Origin of the sequence: Rhodanobacter ginsengisoli, from assembly GCF_042657065.1 — a bacterium.
Lineage (GTDB): Bacteria > Pseudomonadota > Gammaproteobacteria > Xanthomonadales > Rhodanobacteraceae > Rhodanobacter > Rhodanobacter ginsengisoli.
On the sequence record NZ_JBHSNF010000004.1, the window covers coordinates 248,130 to 272,551 of the forward strand.

General features: G+C 65.1%; 25 protein-coding genes. 1 reads left to right on the forward strand and 24 read right to left on the reverse strand.

The window, feature by feature from the left end:
- Window position 1: 1 nt before the first annotated feature.
- The 5 genes from ACFPPA_RS17150 to ACFPPA_RS17170 all read right to left on the reverse strand — a co-directional run bounded on the left by ACFPPA_RS17150 (window position 2) and on the right by ACFPPA_RS17170 (window position 2,938).
- Window positions 2-676 carry a LolA-related protein gene (locus ACFPPA_RS17150; RefSeq protein WP_377322116.1) on the reverse strand — a complete coding sequence of 225 codons (675 nt, stop codon included), beginning with the start codon at window positions 674-676 and terminating at the stop codon, window positions 2-4.
- Window positions 600-1,559, reverse strand: a complete 960-nt coding sequence (locus tag ACFPPA_RS17155; protein ID WP_377322117.1) for an LpxL/LpxP family acyltransferase — start codon at window positions 1,557-1,559, stop codon at window positions 600-602. Before ACFPPA_RS17155 ends, ACFPPA_RS17150 begins: the two co-directional genes overlap by 77 nt.
- Complete coding sequence (locus tag ACFPPA_RS17160; protein ID WP_377322119.1) at window positions 1,556-1,852, reverse strand: ApeI family dehydratase; 297 nt, start codon at window positions 1,850-1,852, stop codon at window positions 1,556-1,558. Before ACFPPA_RS17160 ends, ACFPPA_RS17155 begins: the two co-directional genes overlap by 4 nt.
- A complete protein-coding gene (locus tag ACFPPA_RS17165) occupies window positions 1,849-2,568 on the reverse strand; it encodes a COG4648 family protein (RefSeq protein ID WP_377322121.1) in 720 nt (239 codons plus the stop codon). Before ACFPPA_RS17165 ends, ACFPPA_RS17160 begins: the two co-directional genes overlap by 4 nt.
- Window positions 2,569-2,668: 100 nt before the next feature.
- A complete protein-coding gene (locus ACFPPA_RS17170; RefSeq protein ID WP_377322123.1) occupies window positions 2,669-2,938 on the reverse strand; it encodes a phosphopantetheine-binding protein in 270 nt (89 codons plus the stop codon).
- A 92-nt stretch (window positions 2,939-3,030) separates the two neighbouring features.
- Between ACFPPA_RS17170 and ACFPPA_RS17175 the strand changes: the two genes are divergently transcribed.
- Complete coding sequence (locus ACFPPA_RS17175; protein WP_377322125.1) at window positions 3,031-4,023, forward strand: chorismate transformation FkbO/Hyg5 family protein; 993 nt, start codon at window positions 3,031-3,033, stop codon at window positions 4,021-4,023.
- Window positions 4,024-4,106: 83 nt separating this feature from the next.
- On the opposite strand, the gene glmU is transcribed toward ACFPPA_RS17175, so the two are convergent.
- The 19 genes from glmU to ACFPPA_RS17270 all read right to left on the reverse strand — a co-directional run bounded on the left by glmU (window position 4,107) and on the right by ACFPPA_RS17270 (window position 24,345).
- On the reverse strand, window positions 4,107-5,477 hold the full coding sequence (gene glmU / locus ACFPPA_RS17180; protein ID WP_377322127.1) for a bifunctional UDP-N-acetylglucosamine diphosphorylase/glucosamine-1-phosphate N-acetyltransferase GlmU: 1,371 nt from the start codon (window positions 5,475-5,477) through the stop codon (window positions 4,107-4,109).
- Window positions 5,478-5,550: 73 nt separating this feature from the next.
- Window positions 5,551-6,087, reverse strand: coding sequence for a hypothetical protein (locus ACFPPA_RS17185; protein WP_377322128.1), 537 nt, complete (start codon window positions 6,085-6,087; stop codon window positions 5,551-5,553).
- 107 nt (window positions 6,088-6,194) lie between these two features.
- A complete protein-coding gene (locus tag ACFPPA_RS17190) occupies window positions 6,195-6,620 on the reverse strand; it encodes a F0F1 ATP synthase subunit epsilon (protein WP_377322130.1) in 426 nt (141 codons plus the stop codon).
- A 55-nt stretch (window positions 6,621-6,675) separates the two neighbouring features.
- The gene (gene atpD / locus ACFPPA_RS17195) at window positions 6,676-8,088 is read right to left on the reverse strand and encodes a F0F1 ATP synthase subunit beta (protein ID WP_377322132.1); all 1,413 of its coding nucleotides are present in this window, start codon (window positions 8,086-8,088) and stop codon (window positions 6,676-6,678) included.
- 80 nt (window positions 8,089-8,168) lie between these two features.
- Complete coding sequence (gene atpG, locus ACFPPA_RS17200) at window positions 8,169-9,086, reverse strand: F0F1 ATP synthase subunit gamma (protein WP_377322133.1); 918 nt, start codon at window positions 9,084-9,086, stop codon at window positions 8,169-8,171.
- A 100-nt stretch (window positions 9,087-9,186) separates the two neighbouring features.
- The gene (gene atpA, locus ACFPPA_RS17205; RefSeq protein ID WP_377322135.1) at window positions 9,187-10,737 is read right to left on the reverse strand and encodes a F0F1 ATP synthase subunit alpha; all 1,551 of its coding nucleotides are present in this window, start codon (window positions 10,735-10,737) and stop codon (window positions 9,187-9,189) included.
- A gap of 90 nt (window positions 10,738-10,827) precedes the next feature.
- Window positions 10,828-11,361, reverse strand: a complete 534-nt coding sequence (locus tag ACFPPA_RS17210) for a F0F1 ATP synthase subunit delta (protein ID WP_377322137.1) — start codon at window positions 11,359-11,361, stop codon at window positions 10,828-10,830.
- 3 nt (window positions 11,362-11,364) lie between these two features.
- Window positions 11,365-11,835 (reverse strand): F0F1 ATP synthase subunit B, encoded by a 471-nt coding sequence (locus tag ACFPPA_RS17215; RefSeq protein WP_377322139.1) that lies wholly within the window; start codon window positions 11,833-11,835, stop codon window positions 11,365-11,367.
- 93 nt (window positions 11,836-11,928) lie between these two features.
- Window positions 11,929-12,207, reverse strand: coding sequence for a F0F1 ATP synthase subunit C (gene atpE / locus ACFPPA_RS17220; RefSeq protein ID WP_077440243.1), 279 nt, complete (start codon window positions 12,205-12,207; stop codon window positions 11,929-11,931).
- A 66-nt stretch (window positions 12,208-12,273) separates the two neighbouring features.
- Entirely contained in the window at window positions 12,274-13,092 is an 819-nt protein-coding gene (gene atpB / locus ACFPPA_RS17225) for a F0F1 ATP synthase subunit A (RefSeq protein WP_377322142.1), read from the reverse strand.
- A 3-nt stretch (window positions 13,093-13,095) separates the two neighbouring features.
- The gene (locus ACFPPA_RS17230; RefSeq protein WP_377322144.1) at window positions 13,096-13,461 is read right to left on the reverse strand and encodes a hypothetical protein; all 366 of its coding nucleotides are present in this window, start codon (window positions 13,459-13,461) and stop codon (window positions 13,096-13,098) included.
- 265 nt (window positions 13,462-13,726) lie between these two features.
- A complete protein-coding gene (locus tag ACFPPA_RS17235; RefSeq protein WP_377322146.1) occupies window positions 13,727-14,116 on the reverse strand; it encodes a phasin family protein in 390 nt (129 codons plus the stop codon).
- 365 nt (window positions 14,117-14,481) lie between these two features.
- Complete coding sequence (queD, locus tag ACFPPA_RS17240; RefSeq protein WP_377322148.1) at window positions 14,482-14,838, reverse strand: 6-carboxytetrahydropterin synthase QueD; 357 nt, start codon at window positions 14,836-14,838, stop codon at window positions 14,482-14,484.
- A 193-nt stretch (window positions 14,839-15,031) separates the two neighbouring features.
- Entirely contained in the window at window positions 15,032-15,394 is a 363-nt protein-coding gene (locus tag ACFPPA_RS17245; RefSeq protein ID WP_377322250.1) for a glycosyl hydrolase family 95 catalytic domain-containing protein, read from the reverse strand.
- A complete protein-coding gene (locus ACFPPA_RS17250) occupies window positions 15,340-17,808 on the reverse strand; it encodes a glycoside hydrolase family 31 protein (RefSeq protein WP_377322150.1) in 2,469 nt (822 codons plus the stop codon). Before ACFPPA_RS17250 ends, ACFPPA_RS17245 begins: the two co-directional genes overlap by 55 nt.
- Before the next feature lie 265 nt (window positions 17,809-18,073).
- The gene (locus ACFPPA_RS17255) at window positions 18,074-19,447 is read right to left on the reverse strand and encodes a glycoside hydrolase family 27 protein (RefSeq protein WP_377322151.1); all 1,374 of its coding nucleotides are present in this window, start codon (window positions 19,445-19,447) and stop codon (window positions 18,074-18,076) included.
- A 549-nt stretch (window positions 19,448-19,996) separates the two neighbouring features.
- A complete protein-coding gene (locus tag ACFPPA_RS17260) occupies window positions 19,997-20,962 on the reverse strand; it encodes an alpha/beta hydrolase (protein WP_377322153.1) in 966 nt (321 codons plus the stop codon).
- Window positions 20,963-21,172: 210 nt separating this feature from the next.
- The gene (locus ACFPPA_RS17265; protein ID WP_377322155.1) at window positions 21,173-22,816 is read right to left on the reverse strand and encodes an alpha-L-fucosidase; all 1,644 of its coding nucleotides are present in this window, start codon (window positions 22,814-22,816) and stop codon (window positions 21,173-21,175) included.
- A gap of 137 nt (window positions 22,817-22,953) precedes the next feature.
- On the reverse strand, window positions 22,954-24,345 hold the full coding sequence (locus ACFPPA_RS17270; RefSeq protein ID WP_377322157.1) for a sugar porter family MFS transporter: 1,392 nt from the start codon (window positions 24,343-24,345) through the stop codon (window positions 22,954-22,956).
- Window positions 24,346-24,422: the final 77 nt, after the last annotated feature.

Sequence of the window (24,422 nt, forward strand, 5' to 3'; positions counted from 1 at the left end):
GTCAGGGCGTGCCCTGGCACAGTGCCTGCAGGGCCTCGCGCGTGGGTTGTGCCGGCATCTTCGCGGCCAGCGGGCCGAGCAGGTCGACCGCCAGATCGCCGTCGGCCTCCTGCATGTGCATGCAGCGCGATTGCGCCGCATAACCATCGATGCTGATGCTGGCGACGGTCTTCGCCACGGTCGCGTCACGCGGCGTCAGGGTCAGCGTCCAGGCGCCGTGCTCGTCGCCGGTCTGGCGGATCTCGAACGCCTGCTGCAATCGGGCGGCATCGCCGCTGAGCAGTGCCACGAAACTGTCCAGCAACACCTGCAGCTGCGGCGCGCGCTTCAGCGAGAAGTGGCGCGGACGCTTGCCGTCGCGTTGCTGGGTCACCTCGCCATCGGCGATGGTGGCGGTCTCGTGCTGCGGATGATCGACGCGGCGCTGCAACTGGTTGCCGCCCAGCCACGACAACTCGCCGGACACCACCAGTGGGCGATCGAGCACCTGCAGGAAGCGCGCTTCGGCAAAGGCGGTATGCGCCGGTGCCGGCTGGCCCAGCGCATCGATGAGGTTCTGCCCGACCGCGGTGGACGCGATGGCCGGTGCCGCGGACGGCTCAGGCGCTGACGCGATCGCCCACAACGGCAGCAACAGCAGGGCCAGCCACAGCAGGCGTGTCTTGCCAGAAATCATAGAAGTTGAACCAGTTGTAGGGAGCGACATGGATGTAGTGTTCCAGGCGTTGCGCGTAACGGGCGATCAACGCGTCCAGTGCCGGACCACGGTTGTCTCGCGGGATCTCGACCCGATCGCTCATCGGCTCGAAGACCAGCCGATAGCGATTGCCGCCCAGATACAGGCCAAAGCACAGTACCACCGGCGCCTGCAGCACATGCGCCAGCAGCCACGGGCTGATCGGGAACGGTGCCGGCGAGCCGAGGAATTCGGTGCGGCGCAGGACTTCGTGGCCGCGCCCGCGGTCGGCCAGCATCGCCACCACCGCGCCGCTGCGGCAGGCCTCGGCCATCGCCAGCGCGATGGTGGTGCCGTCCTGCGCGGCGTCGATCACGCAGTTGCCGATCTCCGGCGCCAGCGCCTCCAGCAATTCGGTCATCGCCGGGGTTTTCTGCTTGTCCAGCACCACCCGCAACGGCATCTCCGGACGGCGCGCGCCGATCGCCCGCAGCGCCTCGAAACTGCCCTGGTGCGAGCCGAACAGCAGCACCCCGCGCCCCAGCGCGACGCGCTGCTCGAGCAGTTCCAGCCCCTGCGTCTCGATCTCGAAAGGCCTTTCCCCATGCGCCAGCAGGAAGATCCGGTCCAGGATCGTGGCGGCGAAACAGTGGATGTGACGGATCACCTGCCAGGGCGTTCCCGGCCGGCCGAACACGCGCTGCAGGTACTGCCTCGAGGCCAGCCGCTCCGGCCCGCGGCGCAGATAGAAATACAGCGTGATCGGGTACAGGCAGAGTCGACCCAGCCGGCGCCCGCCGTACAGCGCGATCGTGCGGATCAGCCAGATCGCGAAACGTCCACCACCCTCGGGGCGGCTTTGCCAGTGCTCGTGGTTGCTCATGCCGTTCCCTCGACCGTGCCGCGCGCCAGCAACAGGCCGTCGCGCTGGATCTCGAAGCGGATGCGCGCGGCACCGGCCTCGCGCAATTGCAGCAATGCCCGCTGATCCGGCAACAGCGGCGCCATGAATTTCGCCTCCAGCACGCGCCCGAGCCGCTGGCCGCGCCAGGCGCGCAGGCCCAGTGCCACCTGCTCCAGCAGGATTACGCCCGGCACCAGCGGCTGACCCGGAAAATGACCGGGCAGGGCGGGATGTCCCGACTCGATGCACACCGTCCGCTCGAAACCGCTCATGACGCCACCGCTCCGTTGCCGCGCACCAGCTGCGGCCAGTGCAGCGCCAGTCGCAGCAGCATCTCGCGCAGGCCGGGATGATCCAGGTGCCGCAACCGCCAGCGGCGGTAGCCATACTCGAGCAGAAACGCGACGCCCAGTAGCACGTAACAGCCCAGCCGCAGCCAAGCCGCGGCCCAGCGCTCGGGCACCCGAACCGGTGCGGCGAAACCGAAACGCGCGAGCAGGCCGCTGTGGTCGGCGCACAGCAGCAACACCAGCAGCAGCAGCGCCTGCGCTGCCAGCAACAGCGTCCAGAACCAGGTCAGCTGGCGAGCGTAACGGGCCACGCCGGGCAACTGCAGGCGCCCGGCGCCCTCGATCGCCACGATGAAGCGCGCCACCAGCGGCTCGGACGTGCCCAGCGTGCGACCGAACCAGCACGCCAGCACGGCATTGACCAGCACCGGCACGGCTTCCAGCAACAGGCCGGCCAGGCCATGCAGCGACAGCAGCAGCAAGCCGGACAGGCTCGCCAGCCAGACCGCCCAGGGCAGCGGCCGGCGCGCCGCCAGACGCGGCAGCAGCAATACCGTCAGCAGCAGGGCCAGCGCCAGTAGGGCGAAGATCTGTCGATGTGTCACGGCGCCGGCAATCGCCAGCAACGGATAAGCCAGCAAGAGCAGCAGGGCAGAACGCCGGGCCGCAAGCTCATGCGCTTGGGAAAGGGATGTCATGCCGGCTCCCGCCAGGGCTCCGCCGAAATCGCGAGTTTGCCACCGGCGACGGAACATGGCGTGACGAAAACGGGATGCGCGCGACGCTGCACCGACAACCTCAGCTGGCGCGATTCTGCTCGACGTGCTCGGACAGGGTGCGCAGGCTGGTGAAGATCTGCCGGTTGTCCGGGTTGTCCGAGCGCAACTGGAAGCCGTAGTGCTTGGACACGGCCAGTGCGATTTCCAGCGCATCGATCGAATCCAGCCCCAGCTCGCCGCCGAACAGCGGTGCATCGGGCTCGATCTGATCTGCCGTAACGGTCTCGAGATTGAGGCACTCCACCACCAGGGTGGCCAATTCGTGCTGTGCCGCTGTCTGTTCTGCCATGCTCGATTCCGTACGCTGAATTCATTGCCTCCCCCCGGTGGCAGTGGTCGCGGAGTGTAACATAGCGGCCTTGTCGTTCCCGGTTACAGGCAATGATTCAGGGATGTGAAAACCAGCAAATCCAGGCACTGGCACGTCGTGCGCCCCGGGTCGCCTACCGCGTGGCGAACGCGGTGGCGGCACTGGCCGAACCCGGCACGCTGGCCTTGTTCGGCTTCGGCGCGGGCAGCGCGCGACCGGACGATCCGCGCTGCGTTCAGGTAGCGCTGGAAAGTTTCGATGCGCCCGCTCCGATGGAGCAGTGGCAGGTCGACGCGCCGGTGGACTATGGTACCGACGGCGCCCTGCGCTGGTCGGCCGGTGGCGGTTGGCTGTTTGCGGCGATCGAGCTGGATGAGCGCGACCACGGCGGCACCACCGCCACGGCGAAGTCGGCCTACGAGCAGTTGCACCACTTCGTGGCGGCCCGCGGTGCGCAGCACGTGCTGCGGGTGTGGAACTATCTTGGCGCGATCAACCGCGGCGAAGGAGATGCCGAGCGCTACAAGCACTTCTGCGATGGTCGCGCCGCCGGCATGGGTGATTTTTTCGCCGAGGGGTTCCCCGCCGCCACCGCGATCGGCCATCACGGCGACGTCCATCGGCTGCAGGTCTACCTGCTGGCCTGCGACCAGCCCGGCTGCCGGGTGGAAAACCCGCGCCAGATCAGCGCATGGCGCTATCCGCGCCAGTACGGCCGCACCCCGCCCAGCTTCGCCCGTGCGATGGTATTGCCCGCACAGGATGCGCTGGCGATCTCCGGTACCGCGGCCGTGGTCGGCCATGCCTCGGCACACCTGGACGACCTGGATGCGCAGCTGCACGAGACCCTGACCAACCTCGAGGCGCTGCTGGCCAGCGCCGGCATGGCCGCCGGCTTCGACACCCAGTCACCGCTGAAGGCCTACGTCCGCCATGCCGCCGACGCCGCTTACGTGCGCGAATTCCTGCAGCATCGCCTGCCCGGCGTGCCGGTGCTGCTGCTGCACGGCGACATCTGCCGCAGCGAACTGCTGGTGGAGATCGACGGCTGGCGCTATGCCTGAGGGCGAGGAACGAGTGGAGAGGAGTGAGAAACGAGGGGGAGCATGAGCTGGATCGCCTTCCCTCTTTTCTCGCTCCTCTCCACTCACTTCTGCTTCAAGGGTCGCTTCCAGCCGGGGAAGGTCTGCTGCCGACCGCGCGCCACGGTGAGTTCGCCCGGCGGGGCATCGTGGGTGATCACGGAGCCGGCGCCGATGGTGGCCTGGGCACCGACCGTCACCGGCGCCACCAGCGCGCTGTTGGAGCCGATGAACGCGCCGTCGCCGATGCGGGTGACGAACTTGTTGATGCCGTCGTAGTTGCAGGTGATGGTTCCGGCGCCGATGTTGACGCCGCGACCGATCTCGCTGTCGCCCAGGTAACTCAGGTGATTGGCCTTGCTGCCTTCGCCGAGGTGCGCCTTCTTGATCTCGACGAAATTGCCCACGTGCACGCCACCATCGAGTTCGGTGCCCGGGCGCAGCCGCGCGAACGGACCGATGCTGCAGGGGCCGTGGGTGACCACCCCGTCGATGTCGCAGTGCGCATGCACCACCGTGCCGGAGGCCAGCTGCACGTCTTTCAGCCGGGTGAACGGGCCGATGCGCACGTCGTCGCCGAGCACCACCCGGCCTTCGAGGATCACGTCGATATCGAGCTCGACATCGCGCCCGGTCTCGACGCTGCCGCGCACCTCGATGCGCGAGGGATCGACCAGTCGCACGCCGTCGGACAGCAGCGCATGGGCGGCGCGGCGCCGCCAGGCTGCCTCCAGCTCGGCCAGCTGCAACGGGCTGTTCGCCCCCGCGGCTTCCACCGGATCGGCGCATTCGACGCTCCGGGCCGGGCGCTGTTCCCGCGCGGCCATGTTGAAGATGTCGGTGAGGTAGTACTCGCCCTGCGCGTTGTTGCGGTCGAGTCGGCCGATCCAGCCGCGCAGCGCGCCGGCCTCGGCCACCAGGATGCCGGTATTGACCAGCTTGACGGCCCGCTGCGCCTCGTCGGCATCCTTCTCCTCGACCACCGCCTGGACCTTGTCGTCGCCGTCGCACAGCACGCGGCCGTAGCCGTGCGGATCGGGCAGCCGGGTGGTCAGCAGGCTGACGCCGCCTTCGGCCGCGAGCAGTTGCTGCAGGGTGGTCACCCGGGTCAGCGGCACGTCGCCGTAGAGCACCAGCACCCGCGTGCCGTCGGGAATGGCCTTGAGCGCCTGCTCCACCGCGTGGCCGGTACCCAGGCGTTCGGCCTGCTCGACCCAGCGCAGATCCGACTGCCCGGCAAACGCCGCCTGCACCTGTTCGCCGCCATGGCCGTGAACGACATGGATGGCCTGCGGCTGCAGCGCGCGCGCCGCGGCAATCACGTGCGCGAGCAGCGGGCGACCGGCCAGTGGCATCAGTACCTTGGCCCGGTTCGATTTCATGCGCGTGCCGGCGCCGGCGGCGAGGATGACGACGTGGAGGGAGGTCTGGTTCATGGGTATCGGCCTTGGCGCGTCGCGATGAAAAAGCATACCAGTCCGTTCGGCGCACACGGTGGCGGAATAGGGCTCAGGACTTCGCGGCCGCGGCGGAAACCGTGGCCTTCCCGGCATGGCACTCGAAGCGGAACACATAGGCCAGGCTGAAGGGCCTCGTCTCGCTGTCCACCACATGGCTGTTGCCTTCGGCATCGGCGGCCCAGCGGCTGATCAGCAGCGGACTGAATCGCCACTGCAACGCCGCCGCGCTCACCGCCGCAACGAAGCGGTGCCGCGCGGTTCCCGCCTGCGCTTCATCCGTCACGCGGACCTCGCGGACCCCACCGGACTTGTCCACGATCAGCAGCGCCTGGATGTTCACCGGTGGCGGGCATGCGGAGAGCTGGTCCGCGGGATAGACCGGCCTCACCCGATCCGCCAGCACGGGACCGCTGGACACTTCACCCAGGGCCAGCCGATAGCGCCGGGTGCCGGGTGGCACGACCGCATGCCAGCTTGCATCACCGCTCGCGGCGGGAGGCAGTGGGCGTGGCGGCGTGGCGGCACAGCCGGTCAGCAGCAGCACGGCGATCATCGGCCGGCACCGGCGTGCTCGTTGCGTCGTCATCAGCGCTCATCCCGAAGCCTTCCTGATGGCTGCATCCTGCCCACGCAAAAATGCCGGCGCAAGGCCGGCATCTTCTTCGGTTCCCGCGAGCGTCCGCGAGAAAGCCGTCAGTGCTTGAGGTTCTTGCGCATGCGCTCCAGCGCCTGCAGCTGCGCCATCGCCTCGGCCAGCTTGGCCTGCGCTTCGGCGATCTCCATCGCATCGGTGCGATTGGCGAGCGCCTCTTCCGCTTCCTTCTTGGCGCGCTGGGCCGAGGCCTCGTCCAGGTCGGCCGCGCGGGCCGCGGTGTCGGCCAGCACGGTGATCACCTGCGGCTGCACTTCCAGGATGCCGCCGGAGACGTAGAACTGCTGCCGCTCGCCATTGGCCAGCAGCACGTCGACGTGGCCCGGCTTGAGCCGGGTGATCAGCGGCGCGTGGCGTGGGGTGATGCCCAGCTCGCCCAGCTCGCCGGTGGCAACGACCATCGTCGCGTCGCCCGAGAAGATCTCGGCTTCGGCACTGACGATGTCGACGCGTATGGTTTGGGTCATGACTCAGGTTCCGGATTCGTGGGGCGACGGGCGGACGCGATGTCCGCCCGCAGGATCAGGCCGCCTTCTTGGCGCCCATGTCCTCGGCTTTCTTGATCGCCTCGTCGATGCCGCCGACCATGTAGAACGCCTGCTCCGGCAGGTGATCCACATCGCCGTCGACGATCATCTTGAAGCCGCGGACGGTCTCCTTCAGCGGCACGTACTTGCCGGGCGAACCGGTGAACACTTCGGCCACATGGAACGGCTGCGAGAAGAAGCGCTCGATCTTGCGCGCCCGCGACACGGCCTGCTTGTCTTCCTCGGACAGCTCGTCCATGCCGAGGATCGCGATGATGTCCTTCAGCTCCTTGTAGCGCTGCAGCGTGCCCTGCACGCGGCGGGCCACGTCGTAGTGCTCCTGGCCGATCACCAGCGGATCGAGCTGGCGGCTGGTGGAATCCAGCGGATCCACCGCCGGATAGATGCCCAGCGACGCGATGTTGCGGCTCAGCGTCACGGTCGCGTCCAGATGCGCGAACGTGGTCGCCGGCGACGGATCGGTCAAGTCATCGGCCGGCACGTAGACGGCCTGGATCGAGGTGATCGAGCCGGTCTTGGTCGAGGTGATGCGCTCCTGCAGCACGCCCATTTCCTCGGCCAGGGTCGGCTGGTAGCCCACCGCGGACGGCATGCGGCCGAGCAGCGCGGACACTTCGGTACCGGCCAGCGTGTAGCGATAGATGTTGTCCACGAAGAACAGCACGTCACGACCCTTGCCGTGCTCGTCCTTCTCGTCGCGGAAGTACTCGGCCATGGTCAGGCCAGTCAGCGCCACGCGCAGGCGGTTGCCCGGCGGCTCGTTCATCTGGCCGTACACCATCGCGACCTTGTCGAGCACGTTGGAGTCTTTCATCTCGTGGTAGAAGTCGTTGCCCTCGCGGGTACGCTCGCCCACGCCGGCGAACACCGACAGGCCTTCGTGCGCCTTGGCGATGTTGTTGATCAGTTCCATCATGTTGACGGTCTTGCCGACGCCGGCGCCGCCGAACAGGCCGACCTTGCCGCCCTTGGCGAACGGGCAGATCAGGTCGATCACCTTGATGCCGGTTTCCAGCAGGTCGTTCGCGGCAGCCTGGTCGGCATAGCTCGGCGCCTCGCGATGGATCACCCACTGCTCCTGCTCGCCGATCGGGCCGGCTTCGTCGATCGGCCGACCCAGCACGTCCATGATCCGGCCCAGGGTCTGCTTGCCGACCGGCACCTTGATGCCTTCGCCGGTATTGCGTGCCTCGAGGCCGCGCTTCAGGCCCTCGGTGGAACCGAGCGCGATCGTGCGCACGACGCCGTCACCGAGCTGCTGCTGCACTTCCAGCGTGATCTCGGTACCGTCGATTTTCAGCGCGTCGTACACCTGCGGTACCTGATCGCGCGGGAATTCCACGTCGACGACCGCGCCGATGATCTGAACAACTTTGCCCTGGCTCATGCTGATAGCTCCGGATGAATCTCTTTAGGTTTGTTGCGGCGCCGCTACGCGTCGCCATGATTTGTTTGTCAAAGCGCCGATCAAACCGCCGCGGCGCCGCCGACGATTTCCGAAATTTCCTGGGTGATCGCGGCCTGACGCGCCTTGTTGTAGATCAGCGTCAGTTCGTCGATGACCTTGTTCGCATTGTCCGACGCGCTCTTCATCGCGACCATCCGCGCCGCGTGCTCGCTGGCCAGATTCTCCAGCGCCGCCTGGTACACCACCGACTCGATGTAACGACCCAGCACGTGCTCCAGCACGGTCTGCGCATCCGGCTCGTAGATGTAGTCCCAGTCGTGCGTCTGTTCCAGCTTGACGCCGGCGTAGGCCGACTCGCCCGCCGCCTGGTGCGCTTCCATTTCCGCCGCCACCAGCGGCAGCGGCAGCAGCGCATCGACGGACGGCTTCTGCGTCATGGTGTTGACGAAGTCGTTGTAGGCCAGGAACACGCGATCCAGCCCGTTGGACGAGTAGGCGTCCATCATCACCTTGATCACGCCGATCAGCTGCTCGAGCTTCGGCTTCTCGCCCAGATGGCTGACGCTGCCGATCAGGTTGACGCCGTTGAGCCGACGGAAGAACGAGATCGCCTTCTGCCCGATCGCCACCACGTCGACCTGCACGCCCTGCTTCTGCCATTCGGCGATGGCCGGCAGCAGGCGACGGAACAGGTTGGAGTTGAGGCCGCCGCACAGGCCGCGATCGGTCGACACCACGATGTAGCCGACCCGCGCCACGTTGTCGCGCTGGGTCAGGAACGGATGGCTGAAGTCGGTGCTGGCCTGGGCCACGTGCGCGATCACCTTGCGCATCGAGCGCGCGTACGGACGCGAGGCCTTCATCAGGTCCTGCGCACGACGGATCTTCGCGGCAGAGACCATTTCGAGCGCGCGCGTGACCTTGCGCATGTTCTGCGTGCTCTTGATCTTGGTTTTGATTTCGCGTCCGCTGGCCATGCTCTATCCGCTCGTTATGCTCGCTGGTGGGAAGATCGCATCGTCGCCGATGCGCGCCCTTCCGATTCGCCTGCTCTTTCGATCAATCCCGCCCCGGCGATTACCAGCTGCCGGTCTTCTTGTACTCGTCCAGCGACGCCTTGAAGGTGGCCTCGATGTCGTTGTTCCAGTCGCCGCTGACCACGATCTGCTTCATCAGCTCGGCATGGTTCTGGTGCATGAACGCGTGCAGGCCCTTCTCGAACGGCAGCACCTTGTTCACCGGCAGGTCGTCCAGGTAACCCTTCTCGGCCGCGTACACCGACAGCGCCAGCTCGGCGATCGACAGCGGCGAGTACTGGCCCTGCTTCATCAGCTCGGTCACGCGCTGACCGCGGTCGAGCTGGGCGCGGGTGGCCGGGTCCAGATCCGAGGCGAACTGCGCGAACGCAGCCAGCTCGCGGAACTGCGCCAGCGCGAGCTTCACGCCGCCGGACAGCTTCTTGACGATCTTGGTCTGCGCGGCACCGCCGACGCGGGACACCGAGATACCGGCGTTCACGGCCGGACGGATGCCGGCGTTGAACAGGTCGGTCTCGAGGAATATCTGGCCGTCGGTGATCGAGATCACGTTGGTCGGCACGAACGCCGAGACGTCGCCGCCCTGGGTCTCGATGATCGGCAGCGCGGTCAGCGAGCCGGTCTTGCCCTTCACCGCGCCGTTGGTGAACTTCTCGACGTACTCCTCGGACACGCGCGAAGCGCGCTCGAGCAGACGCGAATGGAGATAGAACACGTCGCCCGGATACGCTTCGCGACCCGGCGGGCGCTTCAGCAGCAGCGAGATCTGGCGGTAGGCCACGGCCTGCTTGGACAGATCGTCGTACACGATCAGCGCGTCTTCGCCGCGGTCGCGGAAATACTCGCCCATCGCGCAACCGGAATACGGCGCGACGTACTGCAGCGCGGCCGACTCGGACGCCGAGGCGACCACGATGATGGTGTGCGCCAGCGCGCCGTGCGCTTCCAGCTTGCGCACCACGTTGGCGATCGACGAACGCTTCTGGCCGATCGCGACGTAGATGCACTTAACGCCGGAATTCTTCTGCGCGATGATCGCGTCGATCGCCAGCGCGGTCTTGCCGGTCTGGCGGTCGCCGATGATCAGCTCGCGCTGGCCGCGACCGACCGGGATCATCGCGTCGACCGACTTGTAACCGGTCTGCAGCGGCTGGTCGACCGACTTGCGCCAGATCACGCCCGGCGCGACCTTCTCGATCGCCGAGCTCAGCTTGGCTTCGATCGGACCCTTGCCGTCGATCGGGTTGCCCAGCGCGTCGACGACGCGGCCGAGCAATTCCGGGCCGACCGGCACTTCGAGGATGCGGCCGGTGGTCTTGGCCGTATCGCCTTCGCGCAGGTGCTGGTATTCACCCAGCACCACCGCGCCGACCGAGTCGCGCTCGAGATTGAGCGCCAGTGCAAACGCGTTGCCCGGCAGCTCGATCATTTCACCCTGCATCACATCGGCCAGGCCGTGGATGCGCACGATGCCGTCGGACACGCTGATGATCGTGCCTTCGTTGCGTGCCTCCGCGCCGAGCTTGAACTGCTCGATGCGGCTCTTGATCAGTTCGCTGATCTCGGACGGATTCAGTGTAGTGCTGGACATGATTGTCTATCCCGGAATTGAATTCTTTTTTGAAAAGTCCGGCCATGGATGGCCGGTCCTTTCTCTTCGCGAAACGGACTTCGCGTGAAACTAACTGATCAGGGCGCTGGCCAGCTTGGCCAGGCGTCCACGGGCGGAGCCATCAATCACTTCACTGCCGGTGTCGATCACCGCGCCTGCCAGCAGCGAGGCATCGACCCGGGTCTCCAGTTCGATCTCGCGCTTGAAGCGACGCTTCAACGACGCCTTGAGCTGCTCGGCCTGCGCCGCGTCCAGCGCCATCGCGCTGGTCACCTTGACCAGCAGCTGCGACTCGGACTCGCGCTTGTAGGCTTCGTACAGCTCGGCCACTTCCGGCAGCAACGCCATGCGGCGCTGCTCGGCCAGTTCGACCAGGAACTGCCCGAACGGCGCATCCGCCGCGATGCCTTCCGGCAGGTGCAATGCCACCAGCTGTGCCGGCGGCACCCGCGGATCGTTGCCGAAACCGGCCACCTGCGGATCGGCGGCCACCGCGGCGGCAAACGCCAACGCCTGCGACCACGCATCCAGCGTACCGGCCGCATGCGCCACTTCGAAGGCGGCGCGGGCGTAGGGACGGGCGAGGGTGATTGCCTGGGCCATGGATCAGATCTCGGCCGCGAGCTGGTCGAGCAAGGCCTTGTGCGTCGAGGCATCGACCTCGCGCTGCACGATCTTGCTGGCACCCTGCACCGCCAGCGCGCCGACCTGCTCGCGCAGCTGGTCACGGGCACGCTGCGCCATCGAGGCGATATCGTCCTGCGCGGTGGCCTTCAGCCGGTTGATTTCGCTGATCGCTTCGCCGCGGGCCTTGTCGATGATCTGATTGGCCTGCTGCTGCGCACGGTCGATGATCTCGGTGGCCTGCTGACGGGCCACCTTGATCTCGGCCGCCACTTTCACGTCGGCGCTCTTCAGCTCCGCGTGCGCGCGCTCGGCGGCATTCAGACCCTCGGCAATCTTGACCTGCCGCTCTTCGATGGCCTTGTTGAGATGCGGCCAGATGAAGTGGACGCAGAACCAGATCAGGATGGCGAACGAAATCATTTCGCCAATCAAGGTCGCGTTGAAATCCATCGCTGCGTTACCTGTAAATACGGGATGAAACGGACACGGACATCAGTACATCCGTGCCGGAGAGGCGGTGGCGCCGAAGCGCCACCAGCGGGCTCAGCCTGCCACCAGCTTCGAGAGCAGCGGGTTCGCCACGGCGAAGTACATCGCCAGCGCCACGCCGATCAGGAACGCGGCGTCGATCAGGCCGGCGAGCAGGAACATGCGGCCCTGCAGCAGCGGCACCAGCTCCGGCTGACGGGCAGCGGCTTCAAGGAACTTCGAACCCATGACGCCGATACCGATACAGGCACCGAGGGCACCGAGGCCGATGATCAGGCCCAGCGCGATGGCGGTGAAGGACTGCACTTGAGCAATGTGAGCGATGAGTTCCACGACGGTCTCCTGAGAAATTGAAACTGGATAGTTGAATGGGTTGAAACAGGTGCTGCGAAACGGGAATCAGTGGTGATCGTGCGCCATCGAGATGTACACGATCGTCAGCACCATGAAGATGAAGGCCTGGATCGAGATGATCAGGATGTGGAACAGACCCCACACCGTGTAGCCGATGATGCCGGCACCATACAGTGCCCAGCCGGCCACGCCGGCGCCGGCGCTGAACAGGCCCGCGATCAGCATGAACACCAACTCGCCGGCATACATGTTGCCGAACAGTCGCATCGCCAGGCTGACCGGCTTGGACAGCAGCTCGACCACGTTGAGCAGGAAATTCGGAATCCACAACGCCGGATGCTTGCCGAACGGTGCGGTGAACAGCTCGTGCATGTAGCCGCTGAAGCCCTTCGCCTTGAAGCTGTAGAAGATGATCAGCACGAACACCGTCAACGACATCGCGAACGTCATGTTGATGTCGGCGGTCGGCACGGCGCGGAAATGACCCACGCCGAATTTCTCGGTGATCCACGGCAGCAGGTCGACCGGCAGCAGATCCATCGCATTCATCAGGAACACCCAGATGAACACGGTCAGCGCCAGCGGACCGAGCACGCGGCGATCGCCATGGAACACGTCCTTGACCTGGCCGTCGACGAACTCCAGCACGATCTCGACGAAGGCCTGACCCCGCCCGGGCACGCCTGCGGTGGCCTTGCGTGCCTTCAGCCAGAACCACAGGCAGAACAGCACGCCCAGCACCAGCGACACGGTGATGGAGTCCATGTGCACGGCCCAGAAACCACTCTTGCTCGCATGCGGCGTGAGATGGGTCAGGTGGTGCTGAATGTATTCGGTGAGTCCGCCATGTGGCTCGCTTGCCATGTCTCAACCCTTGAATCTGAACGCCAGCAGATAAACCGCGTAGGCAGCCACCAGCCCCGTGATGGCGGCCAGCGGCGGCAACTTGTAGTGAAACAGGATCACGACCAATCCCCCGACGATCACGATCCATTTCAGGATCATTCCCGTCAGCAGCCGGCTCAATGCCCAGCCCGCGCCGCCGATGCCGCTGAAAAACCGCGCCGAGAACAGCGCGGTACCCAGCGCCACAATCGCCGCACCAGCAGCAGCCGACACCGCCTCCCGACCTCCCAGCGTCAGGAATGCGAGGCCGGCCAACACTGCCGCAGCAAGCTGCAGCAGCATGATGCGCAGGGCGAGACGTCGACCAGAGGCTAGACTATTGAGCAAGTAACGTCTCCGCGCGGCCTGCACCAGGCGGCACCGACACAGTCACCGGCCACGATCCAATCCGCAAAAGTATATCAGTGCGCCACTTCCAGCGACAAGCCGTGTGGCCTGCAGGATCGTGTCCTGCCGCACGAAAAGTCAGCGCGCGGTCAGGCCGGGCAACGCCTCCGGACCCTCGCATGATTTTGCGAGAGCGCACGCAAGCAGGGCCGAACACCTGGTTCGGCCCTGCCTGTTCGCGATGGAACGCGAGGATACCGCTGAGTTACTTGGCGGCAGCCTTCTTGGCGGAAGCCACCGGCGCCGCAACGGCGTCGTTGGCAGCCGCGGCCTGCTCCTGCACGAGCGCATTCAGCGACTCGGCCGTCTTCTGGGTGATCGCGAGGACTTCCTGCGACACGGCAACCGCACGCTCGGCGTTGTCGCGGCTCAGGCTGCTGCCCTTCTCCCACAGGCTGCGCAGACCGTTGATGTCGCGCGCTTCCATCGCTTCGGCGACGAATTCGGCGGACACCTTGCTCTGCTGCTCGAACGCCTTGAGCTGCAGCTCGGCGACCGTCTCCAGACCCTTCAGTGCCAGCGAATGTGCCTTGAAGGCGCTATCGGTGAACTGCTTGGTGAAAGCGAAAAGCTGATTGTTGAGTTGCTGATTCATGACGTTGTCCTCGTTGAGGATGGGGTAGTGGGATGCACTCTAACAGCATTTTTGGTGCAGTGCAATATATTTTGCAACGAGACGATCCGTGTTCAACACAAGTTCATTGAAAACACATGTTTATGACATGCGTATGAATTGTGGCGGCGCGTCAAAGACGGCGTCGACCGACGCGATCCGGCATCCGCCCGGCCCGGATCGCCGGCGCGTCCGCCCCTGGCGGACGGTGCGCCGATCGCGCCCACGTCGCTGCAGCCCCGGCCGGCACGGTGCGGCTGGGCCAATGGAAATCACCGGGAAACGGGCAGGGATTCGGCGAGGCCAGTCGCGCGTCGGCCGCCCTCATCAACCGGGCAAGACGGTGGCTAGGCGCCGCGGTAACGGCATCCGGAAGTACAGGTCTCGTGCACGACCACCTCCGACAACAGCGGCAGCCGCGGCTTGAGCCGATCCCATATCCAGATCGACAGCCGTTCGCTGGTCGGATTCTCCAGGCCCTCGATCTCGTTGAGATAGTGGTGATCGAGTTGGTCGTACAGCGGCTGGAATGCCGTCTTCACGTCGGAAAAATCCATCACCCAACCACTCTCCGCGCCGAGCTCGCCACGCAGGTGGATCTCCACCCGGAACGAATGCCCGTGCAGACGGGCGCACTTGTGCCCCTCGGGTACGTGCGGCAGCCGATGCGCCGCCTCGAGCGTGAAGACCTTGAATATATCCATGGCGGCATTGTACAGCCGGGGTTCCACTGCCGCGGTTCAACGGACCTCTTTCAGGTCCGGGCCCAGCCGATGGACCTTCCCGGCCGGATGCGCAGGCTCACCCGGTGGTGCTTGCCGTAGCGCACGACGCAGGGGCCGCCGCGTACCGAGCGCAAGCCAACCTCGACCAGCCGATGCGCGTTCCAGCGCATGCTCAACCGAAAGCCCCGCGTGCGTGCAGTCCACTCGCCTCGCCTTGCGACCAGGCCGCCGGCAGCGACGCGGTCAGCGCAAACAGCGGCTGCACCAGCTCGCCCAGGCCAGTGGCCTCGGCCGGCCAGTAGTTCATCTCGGTGTAGACGTTGGTGTGGTGGTCGCCGTTCCACGGCGTACCGGCGCCCTCGGCCCACAGGCAGTTCGCCGGCGGGCCGCCCCGGCGCGAGGAGGAGATCAGCAGGTAGCAATTGCAGCCAGGAGCCTGCCGGACTTTGACGGCCCGGCCTGCGGACCCGTCTGCCCGGTCTACAATCCGGTGCCATCCATCACGGAAACGACAGCCGAATCCGGTCCACTCCAGGCCGGCGCTCCCTGATGTTTCAGTTGATGGGCGGCATCATCCCAGATCAGCTTGGTGAGCGAGTAGTTGCCCTGCTCGTAGCCGTAGGACTTCCCGTCATCCCGGAAGAGCGTAAAGCCGCCATCCGCGCCCGGATATACCTTTACCGACACGATCCGCTGCGTTTGCTGGGCGCTGCCGTCGTCCTGCCCCAGCGGCACGACGCTTCCCGCCTTGACAAACAGCGGCAGCGTATCGATGGGCGCATCCACCTCGACCGTCTGCCCGCCGTGCAGTCGCTGGTTCGTCCAGTAGTTGTACCAATCGCAGCCTGTTGGCAGATACACGCTTCGACGGGTGGCGCCCTGCTCCGTGACCGGAGCGACCAGAAAAGCTGGCCCGTACATGTATTCGTCGGGGATATCCGCAACTTTTGGATCATCCGGAAAATCCATGAATAGCGCTCGCATGTACGGCGCGCCGGTCCGGTAGCTGCGATAGGCCACCGAATACGTGTACGGCAACAGCTGGTAGCGGAGCTTCAGGTATTTCGCCAGGATCGGTTCGGCTTGCTTGCCGTAAGACCATATTTCGTTGTGATTCCTTTCCCCGTGTGCACGCATCACCGGCTGAAACACGCCCCATTCAAACCAGCGGACGAACAGTTCGGGATAGTCCTCGTAGTTTCCGATCGTATCGCGCGCGTCGGAACCGGCGATCAAAGGCATATGCGCCGCATGGTAGTCGGCTGGGATGATCGGCGAAAAAAAACCCCCGATATCGGTGTCCCAGTAGGGCAAGCCCGTCGCGGTAAAGTTGAGCCCTGCCGGAATGGATCGCTTGAGCATGTCCCAGGTCGCGAAAATATCGCTCGACCAGAAGACGGTGCCGTTGCGTTGCGCCCCAAGGTAGGCCGCGCGCGCCAGGATCATCGCCCTTCGGCCATTCCCGAAATCGCGCCGGAATCCTTCGTACACCGAGGCGGTATGAAACAACGGATACACGTTGTAGAAGCGTGTGCCCGAGCCGATCCAGAACATGTCGTTCGACGGATCGATGTCGGGCTCCGTTTCGTCGAGCCACACATAATCGAAGCCGTACCGCTTTATGTAGCGGTCGTGGATCTCCCGCCAGAACCACCTCGCCGCATCGGGATTCGTCGTGTCTATATTCGGTCCGATGACCGCCTTGAAGCCCCCCGAGTCCGGTCCGCCGTTCCGCGTATGCACCAGCCAGCCTTTGCGTGCGAGCATGTCATAGAACAGCGATCCCTTTGAAAAGTGCGGCCACACGCTGAGCAGCGTGTCCACCCCCATCGCATGCAACCGGCGATTCATGCCGGCGGGATCCGGCCAGCGCTTTGGGTCCAGATCCAGATTTCCTTGCCTGGTCATGTTGAGAAAATCGACCACCATCACACCCAGCGGCAGATTCTTCCGGTGGTACTCATCGGCAACGGCCTGGATCTGCGCCTGCGTCGAGTAGATCGCCTTGCTCTGGATATAACCGTAGGCCTTCCTGGGCAGCAGGTGGGTCACCCCCGTCAGCAGGCGGTAACCTTCGTAAATCTCGTCGGCGCTGTCTCCTGCAATGACGAAATAGGAGACCCGATCGCCCACTTCCGATGACCAGGCGTTCTGGCCGTTGAAGCCGAGTTGTATGGTTGTTTTCGATGGGTTGTCCCAAACCAGGCCGTAGCCAAAGCTGGACACCATGAAGGGAACGCAGACGTTTTCGCCGCCCAGCGCGGAATAATCGTGCCAGCAACGAATCTCATGGTCGCGCAGGTCCATCCATCCCTTCTGCTGCTGTCCGAGCCCATAGTAGTGCTCGTCGGCAGGCGAATCGAACGTGGCGGCAACGCGAAAACCCCTTGCGCCAGCGTCCGCCTGCGCCACCTCCGGCTGTTCGGGTGCCATGGTCCACGTGCGCATGCGCAACAGCGTCTTGCCCTCGGCATTGGTGACCCGCAGCGCGTCGTTGAACGTACCTCGATCATTCCATCCTCCGAAGTACTTTTCGCGCAGTTGCTGGTTAAGCGTGTCCAGGGGCATGCGCTGCGGGAGTTCGTCATGCGCAAGGTCGCCGGACGCCACTCGCACGACCATTTTCGCCGAACGGAAAACGTCGCCGCCGGCCGCATCGCGCGTATGCGTCCATCCGTGGGCCGAGGGTTTGGCCTCAAACCCGTATCCGGGCGGACTCACCACGGCCGCCCGATCTACACCCAGCGTTACCCGCAAGATGTTCGGCGCATAGGGTTCGAGTGAGATGGTTCTTCCGTTCCTCTGCAGTACGAAAGGGGCATCCCGGGCAACCGCAGTGCCGTTCAGCGACACGCTCAAGAGCAACGCGCAGAGTCCGCCCGAGAGTGGTTTCCTCATCATGCAATATCCCACCCCGATCATTCGGCCGATGCCGTTTTGAAAATCCATCACGCTTGAGCTTCGCACCGCGGCTTTACCTCCGATGTTCTTCTCCCGTACCCCACGGGAATGCGCTGAACCGTTGCCGTGCACTTGAAATCGACCAGGGTGTCCGACACGGCCTGCCGTTCCAGGACACCTGTGACGTGATGGCAGAGCACGATTTCATCGCGCCGCCGAGAGCTTCGGCCCAGGACGTTCGGTGTCGAACGGATCAAGCGCGCAACGCATAGTCGGCATGTGGCACGGGCACGCACCAACACCTGGCGATGCCTCACCGCACCGGTCTCATGGACAGGAGCGCGCACCCGTGCGCCGGCAAGTCGAGGGACAGGCGTGCGGATACCTTCCGCGGCTGGCCGCTCCAGAGGTCGCGGGCGTCGTAGCTGCCGGAAGCCAGGCCAAGCTCGCCCCATGCTGCATGCAGCGAAACGGGCTTGTCGTCCAGATTGAAGATCGCCAGGTAGCGCTCGCCATCGTTCCGGCCCGACGCCACCCAGACGCGCACGTGATCGAATCCTTTCGGCAGGCGGGTGACTGGATGATTGTCGCGGCTGCTCTGGTCTACGGCGATCACGTCCTTGTTGGTGATCAGCGCGCGCGTGGCGGCGTCCAATCGGGTCAGGTTGGCGCCGAGGATAAGCGGTGAGCGCGCGATCGCCTGCAAGGTCAGCAGTGTGCGCTGCTCGTCCGTGGTCAGGCGCGAAGGGCGCGCCGGGCCGAAGCCTGGATGCGGCGCGAGCGTGCCGATCGGCAGCATGTCCGCATCCGGCCAGTGGCCGTCGCGAGCCCGGCCTGCCCATGGCGGCAGGCGATCGAAGAGGTTGCTGATGCCTGACGGGAAGGTATCGGTGGGGTGGTCATGCACGAACGACCAGCCGTCCCAGACATCGTTGGTAATGCGCCACATCTGACCGTACCGGCGAATCTCCGCGGCGTGCGACAACTGCGTCGGGCCGGGCGACAGGCTGAGCACGATCGGCCGGCCGGTCTTGCGGATCGCCGCGGCAATCTGGCGGATCTCGCTGATCTTGTAAGGGTGGTCGGCAATGCAATCGACCTTGAGGAAGTCCACGCCCCAACGCGCATACATGGCGAGCATGGCGTCGTAGTAGGCCTGGCCGGCGGGCGTGTCGCGCACGCCGTAGTTGCTGTCGTCCCAGGGGCAGGTATCTGCGGTGTCGGCGAACTCCTTTGCGTGGAAGGCGGAGCCGGCGACAGGCAGGTCCGCCGCCACGGCCTGCCTGGGCACGCCGCGCACGATATGGATGCCGAACTTCAATCCTTGCGCATGTACCCAATCGGCCAGCGGCTTGAAGCCTTGCCCATCGGCAGCGGAGGGAAAGCGGTTGAGCGCGGGAACCAGCAGGCCGTGTGCATCGATGGCGTAGTCGCGGGTCGGCAACTTGTCGGCGAATGGATTGCGCATGTACCAGCCCTGGTCGATGACGACGTAGGTCCAGCCGTAACCGTGCAATCCGGCGAGAACGCTGGCGTTCGCCTTGAAATCAGCCTCGTCGATAGTGAACCCGAACGAGTCCCAGCTGTTCCAGCCCATGGGCGGGGTAGGGCTGACTTCTTTCGCCGCCGCCATGCTGGCCATGGCCAGCATCAGGATCAGCAGCACGGATCGCGTGCGTTTGGGCATCGGGCTTGCTCCAAGTAGGCATCTCGCTCCTTCACGTGCGCAAAGGAGCCGGGCGTTGCGGCATGACGCCCGGGCGTCAGTTGGTGGACGTTCCGCAGATGATCCCGCGGCCGCTGTTCGTGCCCGGGTACACCGTGCCGAAGCTGCGCGGGCCGCCGGCCGCGCGCGACACGATTGCATGGCGCTGGCACATGACCCGGAGCATCAATCGCCCTCCCTCGGAGAACTCTATACGCGATGCCCGGTACCCGGTATTGCGAAAAACGTCAGCCCCGATTGCGAAAATTGAAACTGCGCCGCGGCGATCGTCACGTGGCTGACAAGTCGGTGATGACCGTCACACGGCGTGCGTGGGGATGGTCCCCCTCGGGACCGTCGTTGTGGGTCTTGTCGTCGCTGCACGGCAGCCCTGCTCACCCTGGCTTCGAGGTCGGCCCATGCTTCCTTTCGGTTTTTCGCAAAGACCGGGGCCAGCCAGCAAATCACCCGCTTTTCGTTTTACCAGTGAGTGATTGGTGGTCCTGGAAGGCGCTCTCCCCATCTGGCTCATCATCCCCGCGGCCGGGTCGAGGCCGTCGGTCGGGGCTGGATATGCTTGAAGTCCATCAGCCCCATGCCGGCCATCCATCGCGCCAGCAGCGCAGGCCAGATGCTCAGCAACCGATCGTGTTGGCCAAGGCCGGTGCCATGACCGCCTTCGCGAAAGATATGCAATTCAGCCGGCACATGGTGTCGATGCAACGCCAGGTAATAATCGACACTGTTTTCCGGTGGCACGGCGGTGTCCGCATCGGTCGCATAGATGAAAGCCGGCGGGGTCTGGTCCGTGACCTGCGTCTCGTTGGAGAGAAGCTCGACCATCGCCCTTGGCGGATGCCGGCCGAGCAGATTTTCGCGCGACCCCATGTGGGTGAGATCCTTCCTCATCGTCACCACCGGATAGGCGAGAATGGTGAAGTCCGGTCGCGCCGAGACTTGGGCGATGGCATCGTTGCCCAGCGCCGTACCCGGCCCAAAATGCGTCGACACGGTCGAGGCCACGTGGCCGCCCGCCGAGAAGCCCATGATGCCGATGCGGTCCTTGACCAGATGGTAAGTATCGGCGTGATCCCGCACCCAGCGCATCGCGCGCCGCCCGTCGTCGATGGGCTGCGGATAGCCATGATCCACACCATGCCGGTACTGCAGCACGAAGGCGGCCACGTGATGCTGATTGAACCATTGCGCGACCAGGGTGCCCTCCCAATCCACCGCCAGATTTTCATAGCCGCCGCCCGGACAGATCACGACGGCGGTGCCGGTGGGATTGGAGGCCGGAACGTAGACCGTCAGCAACGGCAACTGTTGTTGACGCACCCCATCAGGCGGTGATGTTCCCGACCACAAAGATACGGTGGTGGTGTTCGCGTGCCCCATCGAAGCGATCGACAACAGCGCACCCAACGCGCTCAGTTTCGCCCGCAGCGACAAGCCGCTCGCCTTGTTGTTGGCCGCATGTGGTTTACGCAATGACATGATGGAAACCTGAAAAGATGGCGGGCGTCGAACCCGATGATGGTGGCGATTGCGCCGGCGGCCAGTCACGACGAATCGGCATCGGGGGATGGCGGACTCGATGGTGAGGCGCAACGCGTTTGATGGAATGGTCGAACACGTCTTGTGGCGCCATGTGGTCCAGCCGGCTTCCCGAAACTCCCCGGGAACCTGTCGGCGAGCGGAATCGTTTCATGGCTGACCCGTGCGGTTGGAGTGAAGGCCGGGCATGACGATCCGCAACACATAAGCCGCGGCGCCGGCCGGCCGTTCGGGCAGGCGCACATGCAGGCCGTCGGCCTGCTGGCTCGCCTCGACGGCCTTGCCGTCGGCCAGCAAAGCCACCCCGCCGACGTGATCGGAAGGCTTGATCGAATGGATCACCGCCTCACCCCTCGCGGGCCAGCCCAGTTCGATCGCGTAGAGCACGCCCGGACGCGTGGTGAAACGAAAATCATCGGCGGTGTAGGGCCTGGTCTTGGTGTCCTGGAATGAGCCGGTCGCCACCGCGGTCGGCCCCTCGCCAAACACCCGCCACGGCGTGGTGTCGTAGATCGCCGTGCCGTTGAGTTTCAGCCATTGGCCGACGGCGAGCAGCACGGCACTCTCGGCTTTCGGAATGGTGCCGTCCGAACGCGGGCCGATGTTGAGCATCAGGTTGCCGTTCTTGCTGACCACATCGGACAGCAGGTGGATGATGGCGGTCGGCGTCTTGTACGTGTCGCCCTTCACGTAACCCCACGACTTGTCGCTGAGCGAGGTGTCGGTCTGCCAATGCCGCGCCTGGATTCCAGCGAGCTGACCGCGCTCGATGTCGAGCACGCCGGAACCCGTGGGGAAGTCGCCGAGCTTGTAGTTCACCACCACGCCAGCGCGTGTCGCGCCCTCGTTGTAGTAGTACGCCAGCATCTTCGGCAGCGTGTTGCGAAAGGCCGGCTGACCTATCCACCAGTCGAAGTAGACCAGATCCGGATGATATCGATCCATCAGCTCGGCAGTGCGTGCCAGCCAGTCGTCCAGAAACGCCTGCGAGACGCAGGTCCAGTCGCCGGCCAGATCATCGTCGCGGCCGCTGGGCAATACCCGCTGCTCGGCGGGCCCATAGAGACCGGCATAGCGCGGGTCGTTGACGTCTGACGCGAACTGCCGCCCGCCGCCGAAGAACCAGTCGTGCTCGGCGCGGTGCGACGATACGCCGAAGCGCAGCCCCTGCGCGCGCACTGCCTCGGCGAGCAGCCCGATGATGTCCTTGTGCGGTCCCATCTTGACCGCCGTCCAGTCCGACAGCTGCGAGTCGTACATCGCGAAACCGTCGTGATGCTCGGCCACCGGCACCACGTAGCGGGCGCCGGCCGCCTTGAACAATTTTGCCCACACGTTCGGATCAAAACGCTCGGCCTTGAACATCGGGATGAAGTCCTTGTAGCCGAACTTCGACTGCGGGCCATAGGTGGAAATGTGATGCTTGTATTCAGCGCTGCCCTGCTGATACATGAGGCGCGAATACCACTCGCTGCCGAACGCCGGCACCGAGTACACGCCCCAGTGGATGAAAATGCCGAACTTCGCGCTGTCGTACCAGGCAGGTGAGCGGTAGCGCATCAGCGACGTCCAGTCGGGGCGAAAAGGTCCGTGGTTCATGCCCACGGCCACCCTGGCCAACAGGGCGTTCCGCGCCGGTTCGAATTTCGCCGTGGCTTGCTGCCACGCCAAATCGGCGGCTTCCGGCGACAGTGTGGCGGCAGTAGGTGCCGTCGACGACGGCGCCTGTGCGGCATGCCCGGGCACCAGGATCGCGGCGAGCAACACACCACAGAAAATCAGCGATCGCTTCATGATTGACCTCCTTCGATTCGCGAAGACAGCGTGCGCTGCGGAAATAATCCACAGTGCCCCCTGGTCGGCGACGCTGTACCGCAACGCACCACCAGGGCGCACCGGCGCATCGTCGTCGTGCCGGGCATGTCCGTTACCTAACGACCGATCTCGCGCAGTGGCTTGCCCGCCATCAGGTTGCGCTCGATCTGTTCCAGGGTGACGTTGCGGGTTTCCGGGATCAGCGCGAAGGTGATCAGCAGGAACACCAGGTTGAGTGCGGCATACAGCCAGAACGTGGCGGCGTTGCCGATGCCGTTGAGCAGGGTCAGGAAGGTGGCGCCGACGATCATGTTGGCGACCCAGTTGGTGAAGGTCGAGCAGCCGATGCCGAAATCGCGGCCCTTGAGCGGCTGCACTTCCGAGCAAAGCGTCCAGATCAACGGGCCGGCGGACATCGCGAAGCCCACGATGAAGGTCAGCAGCATGACGACCGTGAACACCTGCTCGGCGTGCGTGGCGATACCCAGATGCATCATTGCGCCGACCACGCCCAGGCCCGTCGCCATCGCACCGAAGCCGGTGTACAGGATCGGCTTGCGGCCCCAGCGATCGACCAGGCCGATCGCGATGAAGGTCGCCAGCACGTTGGTCAGGCCGACCACCGCGGTGAACCACATCTGCGCGCTGGTGGCGTAGCCCATGTCCTGGAATATCCGCGGGGCGTAGTACATCACCACGTTCATGCCGGTGAATTGCTGCATCACCTGCAGCAGGATGCCCAGCCCGACCGAGCGGCGAAAATTGCGGTTCTCCCGGAACAGGTGCCAGCCCTTCTGCGGCGTCCGCAGCTGCTCCTCGATGTCGGCCACCTCGCGCGCCACCTGGTCGCTGTCGCCGCGCAACCGCTGCAGCACGTCGGCAGCCTCCTGCCGGCGACCGCGCATCATCAGCCAGCGCGGGCTGTCCGGCAGCACGAACAGCCCGAGCAGGAACAGCATGCCGGGGATCGCGATGATGCCGAGCATCCAGCGCCAGTTGCCGCTGTAGCTGAATGCGGTATCGGACAGGAACGCGACCAGGATGCCGATCGTGATCATCAGCTGGTACAGCGAGATCATCGCGCCGCGGATGTATTCCGGCGCAACCTCGGCCAGGTACAGCGGCGCGGTGAACGTGGCGATGCCGATCGCCAGGCCCAGCACCAGTCGCGCCGCGACCAGCGTCTCCGGCGACCAGGCCAAGCCGCTCAGCAGCGAGCCCAGCACGAACAGCACCCCGCCGAGGATCAGCGAGCGCTTGCGGCCCAGCGCGGCGGACATCCAGCCCGCGCCGAGCGCACCGATGGCGGCGCCCAGCATCATCGAGCTGACGATCCATTCGATCATGTGATCGGAGATCTGGAATTCCCTCTGGATGAACTGGGTGGCGCCGGAAATCACGCCGATGTCCAGGCCGAACATCAACCCGGCCAGCGCGGCCAGCCCACAGGTGAACACGATCGTCGTCTTCTGCTGCACGGCGATCGGCGTTTCGGCAATGGCGTTCATTGGATCTCTCCGGATTCGGCATCGGCTCGGCAGGACGACCGTCCGCACGGGTGGGCGGTCGTTGCATGGGATGGAGG